Annotated in this window: 13 protein-coding genes and 1 tRNA gene; 7 read left to right on the forward strand and 7 right to left on the reverse strand. The window is 45.5% G+C overall.

Going from position 1 to position 16,682, the window contains the following annotated elements; genetic code table 11:
* Window positions 1-154 precede the first annotated feature (154 nt).
* The gene (gene crtR / locus QUB16_RS18530; protein ID WP_333318281.1) at window positions 155-1,045 is read right to left on the reverse strand and encodes a beta-carotene hydroxylase; all 891 of its coding nucleotides are present in this window, start codon (window positions 1,043-1,045) and stop codon (window positions 155-157) included.
* Window positions 1,046-1,477: 432 nt separating this feature from the next.
* Here crtR and pyk point away from each other — a divergent pair, with 432 nt between their 5' ends.
* Window positions 1,478-3,265, forward strand: a complete 1,788-nt coding sequence (pyk, locus tag QUB16_RS18535; protein WP_333318254.1) for a pyruvate kinase — start codon at window positions 1,478-1,480, stop codon at window positions 3,263-3,265.
* 94 nt (window positions 3,266-3,359) lie between these two features.
* Window positions 3,360-3,431: transfer RNA gene (locus QUB16_RS18540), tRNA-Thr, on the forward strand.
* 527 nt (window positions 3,432-3,958) lie between these two features.
* Here the strand turns inward: QUB16_RS18540 and QUB16_RS18545 are convergent.
* From QUB16_RS18545 to QUB16_RS18570, 6 genes are all read right to left on the reverse strand, one after another.
* Window positions 3,959-5,017, reverse strand: a complete 1,059-nt coding sequence (locus tag QUB16_RS18545) for a potassium channel protein (protein WP_333318256.1) — start codon at window positions 5,015-5,017, stop codon at window positions 3,959-3,961.
* A 382-nt stretch (window positions 5,018-5,399) separates the two neighbouring features.
* Window positions 5,400-8,327 carry an AAA-like domain-containing protein gene (locus QUB16_RS18550; protein WP_333318258.1) on the reverse strand — a complete coding sequence of 976 codons (2,928 nt, stop codon included), beginning with the start codon at window positions 8,325-8,327 and terminating at the stop codon, window positions 5,400-5,402.
* Window positions 8,328-8,337: 10 nt separating this feature from the next.
* Window positions 8,338-8,865, reverse strand: a complete 528-nt coding sequence (locus tag QUB16_RS18555) for a type IV pilin-like G/H family protein (protein WP_333318260.1) — start codon at window positions 8,863-8,865, stop codon at window positions 8,338-8,340.
* A 107-nt stretch (window positions 8,866-8,972) separates the two neighbouring features.
* Window positions 8,973-9,491 (reverse strand): type IV pilin-like G/H family protein, encoded by a 519-nt coding sequence (locus QUB16_RS18560; RefSeq protein ID WP_333318262.1) that lies wholly within the window; start codon window positions 9,489-9,491, stop codon window positions 8,973-8,975.
* Window positions 9,492-9,607: 116 nt separating this feature from the next.
* Window positions 9,608-10,168, reverse strand: a complete 561-nt coding sequence (locus tag QUB16_RS18565) for an SPFH domain-containing protein (RefSeq protein WP_333318264.1) — start codon at window positions 10,166-10,168, stop codon at window positions 9,608-9,610.
* 135 nt (window positions 10,169-10,303) lie between these two features.
* The gene (locus tag QUB16_RS18570) at window positions 10,304-10,849 is read right to left on the reverse strand and encodes an NfeD family protein (protein ID WP_333318266.1); all 546 of its coding nucleotides are present in this window, start codon (window positions 10,847-10,849) and stop codon (window positions 10,304-10,306) included.
* Window positions 10,850-11,024: 175 nt separating this feature from the next.
* Between QUB16_RS18570 and QUB16_RS18575 the strand changes: the two genes are divergently transcribed.
* From QUB16_RS18575 to QUB16_RS18595, 5 genes are all read left to right on the forward strand, one after another.
* Window positions 11,025-12,818, forward strand: a complete 1,794-nt coding sequence (locus QUB16_RS18575) for an AAA-like domain-containing protein (protein WP_333318268.1) — start codon at window positions 11,025-11,027, stop codon at window positions 12,816-12,818.
* Window positions 12,819-13,223: 405 nt separating this feature from the next.
* The gene (locus QUB16_RS18580) at window positions 13,224-13,859 is read left to right on the forward strand and encodes a type IV pilin-like G/H family protein (protein WP_333318270.1); all 636 of its coding nucleotides are present in this window, start codon (window positions 13,224-13,226) and stop codon (window positions 13,857-13,859) included.
* A 23-nt stretch (window positions 13,860-13,882) separates the two neighbouring features.
* Window positions 13,883-14,653, forward strand: a complete 771-nt coding sequence (locus tag QUB16_RS18585; RefSeq protein ID WP_333318272.1) for a sterol desaturase family protein — start codon at window positions 13,883-13,885, stop codon at window positions 14,651-14,653.
* Window positions 14,643-15,257 carry a rhodanese-like domain-containing protein gene (locus QUB16_RS18590; RefSeq protein ID WP_333318273.1) on the forward strand — a complete coding sequence of 205 codons (615 nt, stop codon included), beginning with the start codon at window positions 14,643-14,645 and terminating at the stop codon, window positions 15,255-15,257. Before QUB16_RS18585 ends, QUB16_RS18590 begins: the two co-directional genes overlap by 11 nt.
* 172 nt (window positions 15,258-15,429) lie before the next feature.
* Window positions 15,430-16,530, forward strand: a complete 1,101-nt coding sequence (locus QUB16_RS18595) for an iron-containing redox enzyme family protein (RefSeq protein ID WP_333318275.1) — start codon at window positions 15,430-15,432, stop codon at window positions 16,528-16,530.
* Window positions 16,531-16,682: the final 152 nt, after the last annotated feature.

Below are 16,682 nucleotides of genomic sequence, written 5' to 3' on the forward strand. Positions count from 1 at the left end.
TGTCGGGTGGGAGGAGTGGCGGACTAAAAGCTGAAGTTGACACTACCAAAGGCAGTACCGTTTCCCTACTCAAACCATTACCCCCAATTGCATTTGCCTTCTTCCTTCTGCCATACAAAAAAAACCCGGCCTCTCAAAGAAACCGGGTTTTTTGTCAATCAGACGCTTTCTTGTGATGCAGCCTAATCCCTAAAAAAATGTCATATATAAAACTCCAAAAGTCCTTTTTCCCTTCCAATATTCCCAAAGTTTGAGGAGAACCCTTTTCATCTAACAGCGGCTTCACAGCTTCGTAAGCAGGCTTGTAATTGTACCAAGGAATAGAAGGCCACAAGTGATGAATCAGATGATAATTCTGCCCCAAAATCAAGATATTTAGAATAGGACTAGGATATACTCTGGCATTTTTCCAACGATCGCGATCGTGAAACGGACGGTGCGGCAAATAATCAAAAAATAACCCCAACGCCAACCCCACCACCAAAGCCGGAGAAAACCAAAAATTCAGGACGTAATCTAAATGGCCGTATTGAATCGAGATATAGACGATCGCGATCACAAACAAACGGCTGAGAAACCATTCCAATAATTCGTATTTCCGCCACAGCTTGCGCTTAAAAAAGAAAATCTCGTGGTAAAAAAACCTCGCAGCAATCAACCACAAAGGCCCGCCGGTCGAAACATAATGGTCTGGATCGTTATCTGGGTCATTAACGTGGGCGTGATGCTGCATATGTACCCGCGTAAACACCGGGAAAGCAAAACCCAACATCAGCGCGCTACCGTGTCCCAAAATAGCATTAACTGTGCGATCGCGATGGGCTGCATTGTGAGACGCATCGTGAATCACAGTTCCTGCCATGTGTAACGCCAACACGTTCAGCGTAAAACAGCACCACTGCGGCCATCCCCAACACCAGAAACCCAAGTTAGAAATCACGATAATCACTACTGCACTCAAAAACAGCAGCAGTGTCGGATTGAAGTCACCGGGAGGACTCAGAAACTCTTTCGGCACTGTCAGCGGCCGTCCTGCCTCCGACATCTTTGTTAGCACTCCATAATATTTCACACTTGCGTAGTATAAGATACAAGCCTCTAAATAGTAAACTTTTGTGAAATAACTGTATCTAATCTCGATCGCCCGTCGTCTGCATATAAATCAGAGTTTGTTGCTTGGCAAGCTTACCGATGTTACATTCGCACAACGCTCTTGGGAAACCAACAAAAATGAATGGGTATATCTGTATATTTGTCAAGGCCTAAATCTAAAGTTATTTTGAAGAAAAGCCGATCGAACAGAAAAGATTACCGATCGGTAAAAAGTCAGATATTCTATATATTGTTCAATACCTACTTTTTTGACGACTATCAAAATTTTTAAGACTTCAGACTAGCGTCATTGCTTGTAGTGCAAAGAAGAAACGTTAGCCGAAATTTAAACAAGAAATCCACCTGCCTCCCCAGAACACCGCTGATGCAATTGCCAAAAGCCCTACGCCGGACTAAAATCGTCGCCACCATTGGCCCAGCAACTTCCGACCCACAAGTGCTGCGCCAGCTTATAGAAGCAGGTGCCACAACTTTGCGACTCAACTTTTCCCACGGAACAGAAGAAGACCACCAGCGCAGCATTCGCTTAATCCGGCAAACATCCTTTGAACTCAACCAGCCGGTTGCCATCCTCCAAGACCTCCAAGGCCCGAAAATTCGTTTAGGGCGCTTTGAGACAGGCTCTATAGTTGTCAAAAACGGCGATCCTTTCATTCTCACCAGCCGCCAAGTTCCCGGCACCGAGCTCATTTCTTCCGTCACCTACGACCCCCTAGCAGACGAAGTTCCAGAGGGAGCAGTGATTCTGCTAGACGACGGCAAAGTGGAAATGCTGGTGGAAAAAGTAGACCGCGCGGCGCGGGAATTGTACTGCCGCGTCGTCGTCGGCGGGCCGCTTTCCAACAACAAAGGCGTGAATTTTCCGGGAGTTTACCTGTCAATTAAAGCGCTGACTGATAAAGACCGCAAAGATTTAATGTTCGGCCTCGACCAAGGTGTCGATTGGGTGGCCCTGAGCTTTGTGCGGAATCCCCAAGATGTGCTCGAAATTAAAGAGCTCATTGCTAGTGCGGGCAAGCAAGTACCGGTGATTGCTAAGATCGAAAAGCACGAGGCGATCGAACAAATGGAGGAAATTCTCACCCTTTGCAACGGCGTGATGGTCGCCCGCGGCGATTTGGGAGTGGAACTACCCGCCGAAGACGTGCCGATTTTGCAAAAGCGGCTGATTGCTACCTCCAACCGCCTGGGTATTCCGGTAATTACCGCTACCCAGATGCTCGACAGCATGGTAAGTAATCCTCGTCCCACCCGCGCCGAGATTTCCGACGTGGCCAACGCGATTCTTGACGGAACTGATGCAGTGATGCTCTCGAATGAAACTGCAGTCGGCAAGTACCCCGTCGAAGCGGTGGCGACGATGGCGAGAATTGCCGTGCGGATGGAGAGGGAAGGAATTAAGCGGAATATTAGGAATGTAGAAGATATTGGTCGATCGATCCCCAACGGCATCAGCCAAGCAGTCAGCCAAATCTCCGAACAATTGAACGCGGCGGCCATCATGACGCTGACCAAAACCGGCGCCACAGCCCGAAATGTCTCGAAGTTCCGACCCAAAACTCCGATTTTGGCAGTTACTCCTCACGTAGATGTAGCCCGACAACTGCAATTAGTATGGGGAGTAAAACCCTTGCTGGTGCTGGATTTGCCCTCCACCGGCCAGACATTTCACTCTGCCATGACTGTCGCCCAAGAAAAAGAGTTAGTGTCCGACGGAGATTTAGTGGTGATGACCGCCGGTACTCTGCAAGGAGTTGCCGGATCGACGGATTTGATCAAAGTTGAAGTAGTGACAGCAGTTTTAGGAAAAGGCACCGGTGTCGGTTTGGGATCGGTGAGTGGCCTGGCCAGGGTTGCTCGCACTGCTGCGGATGTAGGCAATTTCCACCCTGGAGAAATTTTGGTAGTGGAACACACAAGCGTCGCTTTTGTGGAGATGATTCGCAAAGCCGCAGGTGTGGTGACGGAGGAGGACAGTTTGACTTCTCACGCCGCGATTATCGGTTTGCGCTTGGGCGTGCCCGTGATGGTGGGCGTAAAGAATGCCACGCGGGTAATTCGGGACGGAACTATGCTGACGCTGGATATGCAGCGGGGTTTAGTTTATTCCGGGGCCAGAGGCGGCTCAACTGACACGGAAGTGACGGTTTAACTGTTGGTGAGCTAGGAGTTGTGGAATTTTGAATTAAATTCTACAACTCGTTGCTTTTTTCGCTATAGTTGTGCTATAATTCAAAATTGTCTGTGCCGATGTAGCTCAGGGGTAGAGTATTCGATTCGTAATCGAACGGTCGTGGGTTCAAATCCCACCATCGGCTTTGGGTTTCAGCGATTTTTTTGTCTATGACTTGTCTATGATTGTTGCAAATCTGTAGCAAAACGCAGTTTAACTGCTCAAAAATGCTCTGGGCCAAGTAGCCGAGAGCATTTTTATTGCCCTAAATCCTTGTGGGGTGGAGATTGTGAATTTTTTATTAAATCATATCGTTTCCGGTTGCATCGGTATTGTTCAAATGTCCAAACAGTCAGTTGTTATATCAATTCCGGTTGTATTGGAATGATGAAACCGCAGAGGACACAGAGAAAGGGAAGAGAGAGATGAATACAGGACGATGCCAACGGATTTGATATCATATCGTTTCCGGTTGCATTGGAATAATAAAATCGAGTCAACATTTAACACTCAACCATTGAGTTTTTCGACCCCTCCTTCTACAGTCAACAGTCAACAGTCAACAGTCAACAGTCAACAGTCAACAGTCAACAGTTAACAGTTAACTGTCAACAGTCAACAGTTAACTGTCAACAGAGGACTTGCATTCCTGACTACAAACCTGACATCGTATTACTTTGGGGGCCGGGGGAGGCGAAAACTCAGGGGACTGAGGATTTGATTGAGAGTTCGCAGTTGTTCCGCAGTACCCAAACAAATCAGCGTATCTCCTCCTTCGATCGCAGTTTCGCCGGTAGGCCCGACAATCAAAGTCCCGCCAGCGCGCCGCACTGCTAAAACCAAGGCCCCTGATTGCGATCGCAACTTGGCATTTCTCAAAGTTTGCCCGACGTAGACACAAGTATTGGGATCGACCAAAAATTCTTCCATGTAAAAAGAACTCTCGGTGCCCGTCAAAACACCATCTAAAAAATCCATAACTTGAGGCCGCAAAGCCGCCGCAGCCATGCGTTTTCCCCCGGTGATGTAGGGGGATACGACGGCATCGGCGCCGCCCCGCTGCAACTTCTTTACCGCTTCTTCTGTGGTGGCGCGGGCGATCGCCCGTACCTTCGGATTCAGAGTTTTCGCCGACAGGACGGTGTATAAATTCTCGGCATCCGAAGGCAAAGCTGCTACTATGCAAATTGCGCGATCGATCCCCACACTCAGCAAAATTTCGTCCAAAGTCGCATCTCCTTGGACAGCCATGTACCCCAGCGTCAAAGCTGCCTCAACCGACTGTACAGCCGAATCTATCACCACAAAAGAGATGTTTTCGGCCTGAAATTCCAAGGCAATTTGGCGGCCAGTGCGCCCAAAACCGCAGAGAATGTAATGCCCGATCAAAGAATCTACCAATCGTCGCTGCTGCCTAATTCTTGCTCCTTCTTGAAAATATCCTTCAATCAGCGCTTCTGTAAAGCGGTTGACGATGAAACCAATCACAATCACGCCCATCAAAATCAGGCATATGGTAAACATTCGCCCGCGTTGGCCGAGGGGCTGAAGTTCACCGTAGCCGACAGTTGCTAGGGTAAAGACTGTCATGTAAGCGGCATCAAGCAAAGACCATTTTTCCACCAGGCTATACCAGAGAGTACCCGTGCATAAAATGCCGCCCAGGGCGATGACTCCGCTTCTTAAGTCTTTTTGCAGGCGCTGGTACTTTTGTTCTAGAGTTGAATACACCGATCGGGCTGACCTATTACCTATTAGCTGCTACCAATTTAAACGATATCAGCCCTAGACGCAGGGGCGGTCAATCGATTTTAGATTTTAGATTTTAGATTTTAGATTGACTTGCGCGAGATAAATGCGGGGGATTGAGAATTTTCGCTTGGCGATTTTGGATTGATTCCACGGATAAATCACGTGGCGGGTACCACCTTTGAAATTCGGGGTCAAAAAGCCAGTTTCTGCCTAGATACTTTGCTGCCAAACTCAACATTTTGACCGAAAGCATCCAGGATACAAGCCACCGAATTTATCTCGCGCAAGTCAATGCTTCAATTCTAAAATCTCAATTCTAAAATCTCAATTCTAAAATCTCAATTCTAAAATCTAAAATCGATTAACCCGGTTTTTTTTGCGTGAGTTCCGACTGAGTTCCAATCCCGTCGCAGAGGTGGCGATTGTTCGGATTTGCGATCGGGTTTGTCTGAAAATAATTGCGGGCTCCATCGCAACCCTGCAGCAACAAATCGTCAAGATTAAAATTCCACAGCATCACCGTACCGTCAGCGCTAGCAGTAGCGATCGCTTTGCCGTCTGGACTAAAACTCGCACTCCACACAGCATCCTTATTACCTTTTAAAGTTTTGAGCAATGTACCGTCAATGTTCCACAGCCTCACCATTTTGTCTGTGCTTGCAGATAGCAACATTTGACTGTCGGGACTAAAGCTGATATTTGTCAATCCACTTGTATGCTTGAAAATACTTAGCGGTGTGCCGTCTTTGCTCCAAATTCTCGCAGTTCCCCCAGCATTTGCAGTCGCCAGCATTGCTCCGTCTGGACTGAAAGCTACAGTCATTATTTTATCACTTTCAATCTGTAAAGTTCTGAGCAATTTGATATCGGTGCTTGCTTCAATTGACTGCTGTTTTTGCAACTTTTCCACAACCTTTCTCAAACTCCAAAGTTTAACACTGCCATCAGTACCAGCCGCAGCAATTATCTGGCCGTCTGGGCTAAAACTCGTGCTGGTTATCCAACCTCGCTCCAATTTTAAACTTAACAACTTTTCACCGTTTATTTTCCAGAGTTTAACTGTTCCATCGGCACTTGCTGAAGCGATGATTTTACCATCTGGACTAAAAGAAACGCTTGTTATTTGACTGCGGTGTCCTTTTAAATCATGAATTAATTTGCCATCTCTTTGCCAAATTTTGAGAGTTTGGTCGTCGCTTGCTGAGACAAGTATCTGACCGTTAGCATTGAAAATTGCCCTTCTAATTTTATCAGTATGCCCTGTCAATGTTGCTTGCAAAGTTCCATTAGTTTGCCAAAGCTTGATATAATTGTCATCGGTAGCAGTCACAATTGTTTGACTGTCGGGACTGAAACTCACGAAAGCAAGGGTACTGGCTTGAGTCTGCAAGCGGCGGCGTTCCCGAAAGTTGTAAACGGCCTGTTCGAGGGCGATCGCCACTCGCATCTGAATATCTGAACTCACTCCGAGCGATCGTTTCATTTCTGTAACAGCTCTGATGCTTTCTAGCAGAGCTTCGTCTTTTTTATCCGCAGCAAATAGCGTTTCTGATAGCAAACTGAGAGTGAGAATTTTGTGGTTTCTTTCTTCGATGGACGGTTTTACCCAAAAAGTTACTATCAGGATTGATATTAATATGACTGCGGCTCCGGTAACTGTTTGCACTCTCAGTTGTTGCTCGCGCCAAAGTTTAGCTGCAATCACTTTTTTCTGTTTTTGTGCTTCGCTTAGTTCCTCTAGTAACTTTTTTTCGCGGCGCAGTTGTTCAATTTCAGCTTGAGTTTGTTTTTCGCGATCGCGCAATTTGGCAAATTCCGCTTCTTGACTCGCACCTAAAAATTGATAATCTTGGGTGTTCAAGCTTTTATTTGCCGCCCACTGTCGGGCATCTTGCAGTGCTTGACCGCGCAACAAGCGAGATTCGTCTTGACAATTTGTAGCTATCCATGCTGTTAGGGATTCAGCATAGGGGCGCAAGTCGCCGAGTGCTTTTTCTACCCAGTTTTGGTTGAATATAGCTGCGTAAATGCGGTTGGATACGGTTAATTTTCCGGCTCGTTTTACTACTAATCCGCTCAGCCGCAATTCTGTTTGTTCGGGAGTATCATCGGCGCAGATTCCCCCTACCAGGGCGGGCACGGGGGCACCGCCCCTACAATCGAGGGGTTCTGAAGGTTGCTGATTTCCACTCAGTTGCTGTTCGGTTTGTTCGGGAGTATCATCCGCCCAGATCCCCCCTACCAGGGCGGGCACGGGGGCACCGCCCCTACAATCGGGGGGTTCTGAAAGTGGCAATATTTTTTGATATAGTCCTAATAACCTACTGGCGCGGTGCGGACTTCTGAGAAGGCGATCGCGAATTGTTTTGATGTGTACCGGTTCATCGGCTGATTCCCAATTATCAATAATATGAGATTGCACTATCTCGCTAATTAATAATTGATTTTTAGTAAAATTTTCCCTTTTGCTTTCATCCGTTGAGTCTGATATAATAGAAGCAGACGCTAAGCTTTTTACATGGTGCAGAATCAGCTTGCAAAGCTTTTGAGTCAGAAATGGCTGCCCTCCCGTCCAGTCCAAAATTTCTTTTAAAACCTCTTGAGGATTTTCTACTTTTCCCTCAAATCCCTTTGCTAAAGGCAGAGCTTCCTGTAATTTAAAACCGTGCAACTCAATAGGTAAGCCGATATTAAAGGGCGTGCGAGTTGCATCGCTAATTAAATCCGATGGCGTAGCTACTCCCAGCAAAGCAAATGTAATGCGCTGGTATTCTGAATTGTGAGCCCGTTTATTGTAGCAACATCTAATTAATGCAAAAAAATCGTCTAGCGGTTCTTGGAAACTCAGAACGCTATCAATTTCATCAATAAAAATGACCAGGTTCTGAGAAATTTTGACCAGCAGCAATTCTTCAATTAACTCTCCTAAGCGCTGCACCGGCGACATCAACTCTCTCTCCCGCCACCAAGCCATAAACTCGACTGGGTTAAACAGGTTGAAGCTGCACAAGAGTTTGTAAGCGACGCCGCCGTACCACTTATCTAGAGAGACTTGCTGGTTGCCAATGTCCGAAAGGTCGATCGTAGCACAGGCAATGCCATCAGCCGAGAGTTTTTGTACAGTTCGCACCAGCAAACTGGATTTGCCCATTTGTCGGGAATTGAGCACGTAACAAAACTCTCCAGCTTTGAGGGCTTGATAAAGTTCTGAGTCAGCTTGTCGCACTACATAAGTAGGTGCATTTTGCGGGAGACTGCCACCGATTTGATATTGGTAATCGACTGTCATTATCTAGCCTCTAGTCATAAGTTTGTGGCATTTCAATGGTGCCTGTAGCACAAGCAATTTTACCATTTTGATAAGTTGGTTCTGGTGGTTTGATTGTACCAGGAGAATCAGATCTGCACAATATAGATGTGGTCGTTATTTTATTTTTAGAAGCATTTGACTCAACTTTTGTAGCAGGAATTACAAAAACTGCACCGACAAAGCTTTTAAGATCTTTATGCTTTGAGACTCCATAATTAAATGTTGCTTTGTTTGTTGTAGGGTGGGAATATTTGTAATTTTCTGTCTCGGTTTTAATATTGCGAATTCTTAAAGCGTTAACAGAAGTGCTAAAAACACTTTTTTCGGCAAAATAGGCTTGCTGACGTTTGTTGATTAAGCTAATATACATTCTGGGTTCCCATTGCTTGTTGAACCTAACCCTAACCTGAAAGGGTGGCACAACTACCGAAGCTAATACTCCAATCAACATTAAAAACACTAAGTATCCACCAACATTCGATGCAAGGCTAGCTGAGTTAGAATTTTGTTGACTCATTGTTTTGTATCCTCTCTGTTTGTAGTAAAGACTTTAGTCAGGTAAATCTCAAGTAAATGCCGATTTGATATTGGTAATCGACTGTCATTATCTTGCGTATAGTTAGATTATCTGGTCGCTTGTCTTGTGCCTTGCCCACAAGCAAGTTTACCATTTTCATAGGTGGGTTCCGCTGGTTTAATTGTACCGGGAGAATCAGCTTGGCAGACTATGGATATTGTTGTTATTCCATCTTTAGCAGCATTGGGTTCAACTTCTTTAACAGGAACTAGAAAGACACCGCCGACATAACTCTTAAGTTGTGGTTGCTTGGAGACTCCATAATTAAAAGCAGTTTGCTTTGTGACGCGAACTGAATACTTGTAATTTGTTGTCTCCGTTTTTATCCCAAGTTCCAAAGCATTAACGGAACGCGAAAAAACACTTTTTTCGGCAAAATCTGCTTGCTGAGCTTTGTTCATTGAGCTAACATACTCTTTTGCTTCTGACTGCTGGCTTCTATTGGTATTATTGAGATAAAATGGCAGAGCTATCCCATTCAATACTCCAATACCGGTTATAAGTAATAAGCATCCACAACCGCGACAAGCTGCATTGCGAACTATTGATTCTTGATTGTTAGTCATGGTGTTGTCTCCTTAAATGGTATATACAATGCGAATTATAGTCGGCGAGGCAGAGCCTCTGGATCTGCGTTACCAGGCTCTGCCTGGTAACGATGAAAAGGAGGAAATACTAATCTCTAAGCTCGCAGCTTTTGTACTTCTTTCCGGTCAATGGATGTGGGCTGAATCACTTTACTGCCGATCGCAAAATCGCGCAATTCCACCCTCGTAAACTTCACCCCCCAAGGATCTGTCGTTGTATCCAACTCTTCCACTAAAGCATTATTAATCTCATGTCGAGCCGTGTAGAGTTCCTCAACAGATAATTTAGCAAGGTGAGTGCGAATTGAAAGAATCAGCATATTTAACATCGCTTCCTTGAGATTCTGCACTTTGTAGGAAGCTTTTTCTAAGTCAATGATTCGCCAGTACACAATAAAATCAACGGTGATGGCCACCCGATCGCGCGTTGTGCATTCTTGCGGTGGCAATTTTAAAATTTGCTCGCGCAGAGTTTGTTTATAAGCCACTGTTTCGACGAAGGGAATCAAAAAAGTCAAACCAGGTTCTAGCTTTTTTCGATCGTACTTTCCGAAAATTTCAACTAAAGCCTCATCTCCTTGACGGACGATTTTTACGCTGCTGGCTAAGGATACTCCGGTGATGGCAAGCAATACCGTCAAAAAATAGTGATACATAGTGAATCTCCTGGTAAATAGTTGACAGTTGATAGTTGACAGTTGACAGTTGATGGTGATTTCTTAGTCCGCGAAGGCGGACTTTGTTTGTGTAGAAGCGATTTCAATCGCCGAGTCATAAAAGAGCTAACTGAGTTAGCTGTTGATGTGAATTAATCTGTCAGGTACAACAATCAGCGTGTTTCCTTCGCGGCGCAAAACATAAACTTTTTGTCTGGGTGCGATCGCCCCTTGGGAATCTTCATTGCGGGCTTTCCACGAAGCACCTTCATAAATCACCATTCCGGTTTCTCCGGGGAAAATTTCGGAGATTGTTGTCGCTTCGGTTGCTTCGGGAATGACAAACTTTTTGCGAACAATGAAAATCGGTCGAATCCAGATACTCAGCGCGAGGGCTATCCCCATCCAGTAGAATATCTGCCAGTCAAAATCTTCATACATTATGTTCGCCCAACTAAACTCAAATGCTACAGACCCTCTCCACAAAATAAATGATTCAATTACAGCCGAAGCTCCCATCATTAGCAGGTAAAATCTGTATTTTTGGGGCTGAGTTTTGATGATTAATAGCTCGATCGCACTAAGCACAACTCCGATCAGCAACCAGAATAGGGGCGGGGTGAAGGCGAAACCTGGTTGATTAGTGGCTGACGCCAGCGACCAAATTAGGATAGAATACACAATGCTTTTACCTCGTTTTGATGGGATTCAACCTTGTTATTTCTCATCTAATCAGGCGGCTATTTGAGTTGGCGACTGAGTTATTTGAAAATTCATCGACTTTTCATCGACTTTTCATCGACTTTAGGGACGGTTGGCATTTATGATGGTTTCAGTGTTTTGATTGTGATAAGCAATGCCACGATCGCTAAGGGTGCGCGAAGAGTGCATACGCGCAGTTAAATCCTGTCTCCTGAGAAATGGCTTTCCCAGTCAGAAAATCCTGGCTGAGGATTTAGGGATGGCCCAATCTACAGTCAGCCATTTTCTGAATGGCAAACCTGTGGATTACGCCAATTTCATCGAAATTTGTCGCGGATTGGGGCAGGAATGGCGCGATATAGCCGATTTTGAGGCGAATTCAGAGCCAGAGGATGTAGTGCTGGTGAGGGCAAAAGTGGCGATCGTCTTCGAGGGCTTTCCTTCGGATCGCTTCGCTAACGCCAACGTCCGATCGACCTCACACAAAACCCTTTCCCAGCAGTTACACCAAGCTTTGAGTGCGGGAGGGCACGAAGTCTTTTTTATTAACAACAGCAGCGACTCAGGCTCATATTTAAAGCGTTGCGATTATTTGCTGTTGCTGATTTCGGAAGAATCGGCCGCTAGCGAAATGGTATTGGAACAAGTGCAGCTAGCCAAGGAATTGCACAATCTAACTGCTCATAAACCCGCAATTTTACCGATTTTAGTTGAATTAAATACACCGCTTTCTTTTGATTTACTGAGCTATTTAGCAGGAATTCAGCCCTGGCTGTGGCGCGGTGCTGGCGACTCATTTAAATTATTATCACAAATTTTAACCATTATCAAAGAAGGTCGCACATCGTTAACTGCCGACCATGAATTAGCTGTAGAATGGCAAGTAATTACTAGCACCAAACAGTCAATAATTCAACCCCTGCCAGCAGCGCCGCCAGAATTGCCGGGAGGACAAGTTGAACTCACTTCTTGTTTTTATATCGATCGCCCTCCGATCGAATCCCGCTGTTACGAGACGATCGCCCAACCGGGAGCCCTCATCCGCATAAAAGCACCCAGACAAATGGGCAAAACTTCCTTGATGGCGAGGATTTTGCATCATGCAGAAGCGCAAGGTTCTCGCACGGTAGCGCTGAGTTTTCAGCTAGCCAATAGGAAAATATTCGCTAATTCAGATACATTTTTGCAGTGGTTTTGTGCTAGCATCGGTCAAGAGCTAGGAATGCTGGAGCAGTTGCCCAAGTGTTGGGAATTAGCCGATTTGATTGGCAGCAATCAGTGCTGCAAGGCTTATTTTGAACAGTATTTGCTGTCAGAATCCTCAAAACCTCTGACGTTAGGCTTGGATGAGAGCGATCGCCTGTTTGAATCACCGGAAATTGCCGACGACTTTTTTGGGTTATTGCGAGCTTTGCACGAAGAAGCAAAACGGCGAGATATTTGGAAAAAGTTTCGTTTGATTGTGGTGCATTCTACGGAAGTATATATTCCGCTGGATGTGAATAAATCGCCGTTTAATGTGGGTTTACCGATTGAATTGCCAGAGTTTAATTCTCAGCAAGTGCAAGACTTGGCAAAGCGGCACGGATTGAATTGGAGTGGGAATGAAGTTGGAGACTTGATGGGGTTAGTGGGCGGAAATCCTTATTTAGTGCGGCTAGGAATGTATCATATTTCGCGTCAAGATGTGACTTTAGATCGGTTAGTGAAAGAATCTGCAACTGAAGCGGGAATTTACAGCGATCATTTGCGCCGCCATTTATGGAATTTAGAGAAATATTCGGAATTAATGGAGGCGATGAGAGAGGTTGTGAGTGTTTCCCAGCCAGTTAGATTGAGGTCAGAATTGGGGTTTAAGTTAAATAGTATGGGGTTGGTGAAATTGGATGGAAATCATTGCATTCCGAGATGTCGGTTGTATCAGGAGTATTTTCGCGATCGGCTATAAGCCCAGAGAAACCGGGTTTCTGAGGAAAAATCTCAGGTTGATTGCCAAGTCTTGGCCAGAAACCCGGTTTCTGTCACAGGTGTGTGTTGCGTAAGTCCCAGAAAAGTCGATGAGAAGTCGATGAGAACTCACTCAACTTCTCAAATAGCCACGTGATTCAATAAAAATAGAGTAGAAGCAAGGCGCAGTAGGTGAGGTTTGCAAGCCCCACCGCACTCAATGGCCTGGATGAAAACGACGCTAAAAATAACTTGCTTGTTTTTCTTGGCATCGACTGTTCGATTAGGCGATATTAGACAAGCTACGCCTGCACTCGCTGTTTGACTCTAGAATCCCCATGTGTTTACGCCAGGGAGTATGTCAATCACTTGAAAACTACTCTGCTAACACATTTGGACAACAACCATGCAGCTTAAAAAAAATCCTCAACTAGATGAACTCAACAAAGAAGCAGTATCGAGAACAACCATGCAGCTTAAGACAAACCCTCAACTCGATGCACTCGATAAAAAAGCGGAATCTTCAGAAAAAAACATTCTCCCTGACAAAAAACGTAAATCATGGGTAGGAACCTTACTGAGAATCACTTTTATTTACTTTCCTCTGGGCAGCATAATACTTGGTGCGATCGCCCTCCCTTATTCTAGCGGTTGTGGTGGCAAGGCGAAGCAATCAGAAGGTAAACAATATGTTAGCTCAATGAACAAAGGTCAACAAGCAATATACGCCGAGGAGGGCGCATTTTCCAATTCCGTTAATGCCCTAGGCCTCGGCATTAAAACTCAGACAACCAACTATAACTATTCAACCATATCTACCAAAAATGCTGCGTTTAGTTATGGTGTAGCCCGCAGCAATAATCTTCGTAGCTATGTCGGGGCTGTCTTTTTAGTACCTGTTTCCCAAGCAGCTAACAAAGGGAAGACTACTGTCTCCATTCTGTGTGGAGCAAATTCTCCTGGAAATACCCAACCGCCTGCTCCTATCCTTCAGAAGGGTAATCCTGTCTGCGCTGCTGGTACAGAATCATTGACGAAGTAAACATCGACATTAATGATAATCTCATGTTACCTGAAATTGTTAAAGGCTTCATCATCTTAGCTTGCATCTTCATTCCCCTCGAAAGAATCTTTTCCTTGCACAAGCAAAAGATATTTCGTTTCGGATGGGCAACCGATGCCACATATTTTTTTACAGGTCACTTTATTGGCAGATCGGGCGCTATTGTTGTGACTGTAATTTTGTCGCTGATAACTAATTTACTCAACCCGGAATTGCAAAGCAAAGTAGCCTCTCAACCTGTGTGGTTGCAGTTTGTAGAAGCTATTGTAATTTCAGATATGGCATATTATATGGCTCACAGACTACTGCATGAAGTACCCTGGCTTTGGCAATTTCATGCAGTCCATCACAGCATTGAACACATGGATTGGTTAGCAGCAGTGCGGGTGCATCCCTGCGAGCAAATTTTTACTCAGATTTGCAAAATTATGCCTCTTTACTGGTTGGGATTTACTAAGGAGAGTTTGGTAGTTTATGCTCTTTATTCGGCGGCGATAGCGTTCTTAATTCATTCTAATATTAAATTAAAATTTGGCATCATAAAATGGTTCGTAGCTACCCCACAATTTCATCACTGGCATCACAGTAAAATTCCCGGAATAAACAACAAAAACTTTGCTGTTCAGTTGCCACTGTTAGATTTGCTATTTGGTACTATCTATATGCCAGCAAAAAAAATGCCTCATAAATATGGAATCTCTGATTCTATACCTGCTGGATATGTCGGACAAATGTTCTATCCATTTTCAAGGATGATTAAAAATGCTAGATGAAAATGCAAAACCAGGTATTAAGCGCTATTATCGCTTTTTGCTGGCAATTATGGGTTTTGGTTTGACGAGTGTTGCTTCTTTGGGTGCAGTTGCCCTATTTCATCACATGGATATCCTAACTTTTATCGCCAGTTTAAATACGAAACAAGTAACTGTTGCCGAATTGCAGCAGAATAAGTTGAAACCAGTGATTTTGATCGATGTGCGATCGCCCGAAGAATACGCGGAAGATCGCATCGGTGAAAGTCCGCTGGTTCCCCTAACTGATATTGATATGGGGTTCGGTGTCAAGCAGATTCAATCCATTGTCAAAGCAAGGGTTAAATCCGATCGACCTCAGCCGATAATTGTACTTTATTGTGCCAGAGGAGGGCGATCGGTTAAAGCATACAAACAGTTGGAAAAACTCGCTCGGTATTCCCAAGAATCTGCGGGAAATGAGACTAATAAGATTAAGGATATTAGCCTGAATGTTGTTGTCCTTTCAGGAGGTATCAAAGCGTGGCGGCAAGCAGTGCCGGCTCCAAAAGATGCCCAGATATTAGCTCCAATTACTTTGGGGAGTTTGATAAAGTCTCCGTCAGTCACCCTGCTTTCGGAATGAATCGGGGCAGTTGTGACCAAATTGATTTCTGTCAAATCTCTATCAATAGAAAGGTGCATCGTGCTGGCAGATTAGCTATCTTCAAGAAAAGTAGCCAGAATCCTCAGCAATCTGCAACGGTTGGCTGTTTTGGCAGGCAGCACAATAATTAGAGTTAGCATAACTTGATTCCATGCAAAACACGATAGAGATACTTCCTTCTTCAGACTCGCGGACTCTTTCCAAAAAGCAATCCGTACTCCCTAATTACGAAGCAGCCGAGCGACAATTTGTCAATTTGCTAGAAGTCGAGGATTTAGACAAGACGGTGGCGGCAAAACCGTTACTTGTCAGCGATTTTGAAAGCGCGATCGCCTATGCAATTCAAGCAGCTTACCAACAGGAACCGGGCGATGAGGCCGCTCACCGCTTCTTGCAGCGCGTACTTTACCGCATCAACCGCCTCAACTTGTTTTGGTACGACGATTTGCGCCGCTACAACAACGAACGATCGCACTATTTGCGTTCTGTGCGCGATCGCATTGAGGAACCTTGGCAGCAGTGGGAAATCGCACAAATCGACGTTGCAGCGCTGCAAAAATTGCCGGATGTCAAGCAAGCCCTGCGCGATCGCGCCACCGCCGATGTCGATCCTCCGCTAACTGAGCTCGATCGCTACCAGCGGGAACAGATGACTGAAGAGGGATACAAACACCTGCTGGCGATCGCCTCCTTCGACGGTTTAGTGGAAGCCAGCCGTGTTTCTCGCATCATCGGCGGTGCCGGCAACGAAATTCAGTGCACCCTTACGCGAGTGCTGATCGAAGAATACGGCGGCGGTCGCCTCCCCCGCAAGCACTCGACCTTTTTTGCTCAAATGCTGGCAGAATTCGATATGAGTACGGAACCGGAAGCGTACTTCGATTTAGTGCCTTGGGAAGTGCTCGCAAGCATTAATCACAACTTCCTGCTTACCGAACGCAAGCGCCATTTTCTGCGCTACAACGGCGGACTCACTTATTTTGAGGTGGCCGGGCCCGTCGCTTACCGCAATTATCTAGCCGCCGCCCAGCGTCTGGGCCTCTCGCAAGCTGCGATGGGTTATTGGGAACTGCACATCAAAGAAGATGAACGTCACGGCCGCTGGATGTTAGATGAAGTGGCGATCCCGCTGGTTGATAGATACCCGCAGGAGGCGTGGGAGCTGGTGTTGGGGTACGATCAGGAGAAGTCGATCGGCGATCGGGCTGCGGCTGCTGTAGTGCGATCGATCCAAGCCACAGAACACAATTAACAGCTATATCCTAGGGTGGGTCAGAGACTGATGCACCCTAGATTTTGCACCGTTCTCAATAAGCCTTTTAGGAACCATTGGTGACAAGTTAAGGCTGTAAGTCTTTTGTCAAGAGGCTTTCGGAGAGTTCTTAAAAAAGAATTGGTCAGACC

The organism is Microcoleus sp. D3_18a_C4 (genome assembly GCF_036702415.1).
Classification (GTDB): Bacteria; Cyanobacteriota; Cyanobacteriia; order Cyanobacteriales; family Microcoleaceae; genus Microcoleus.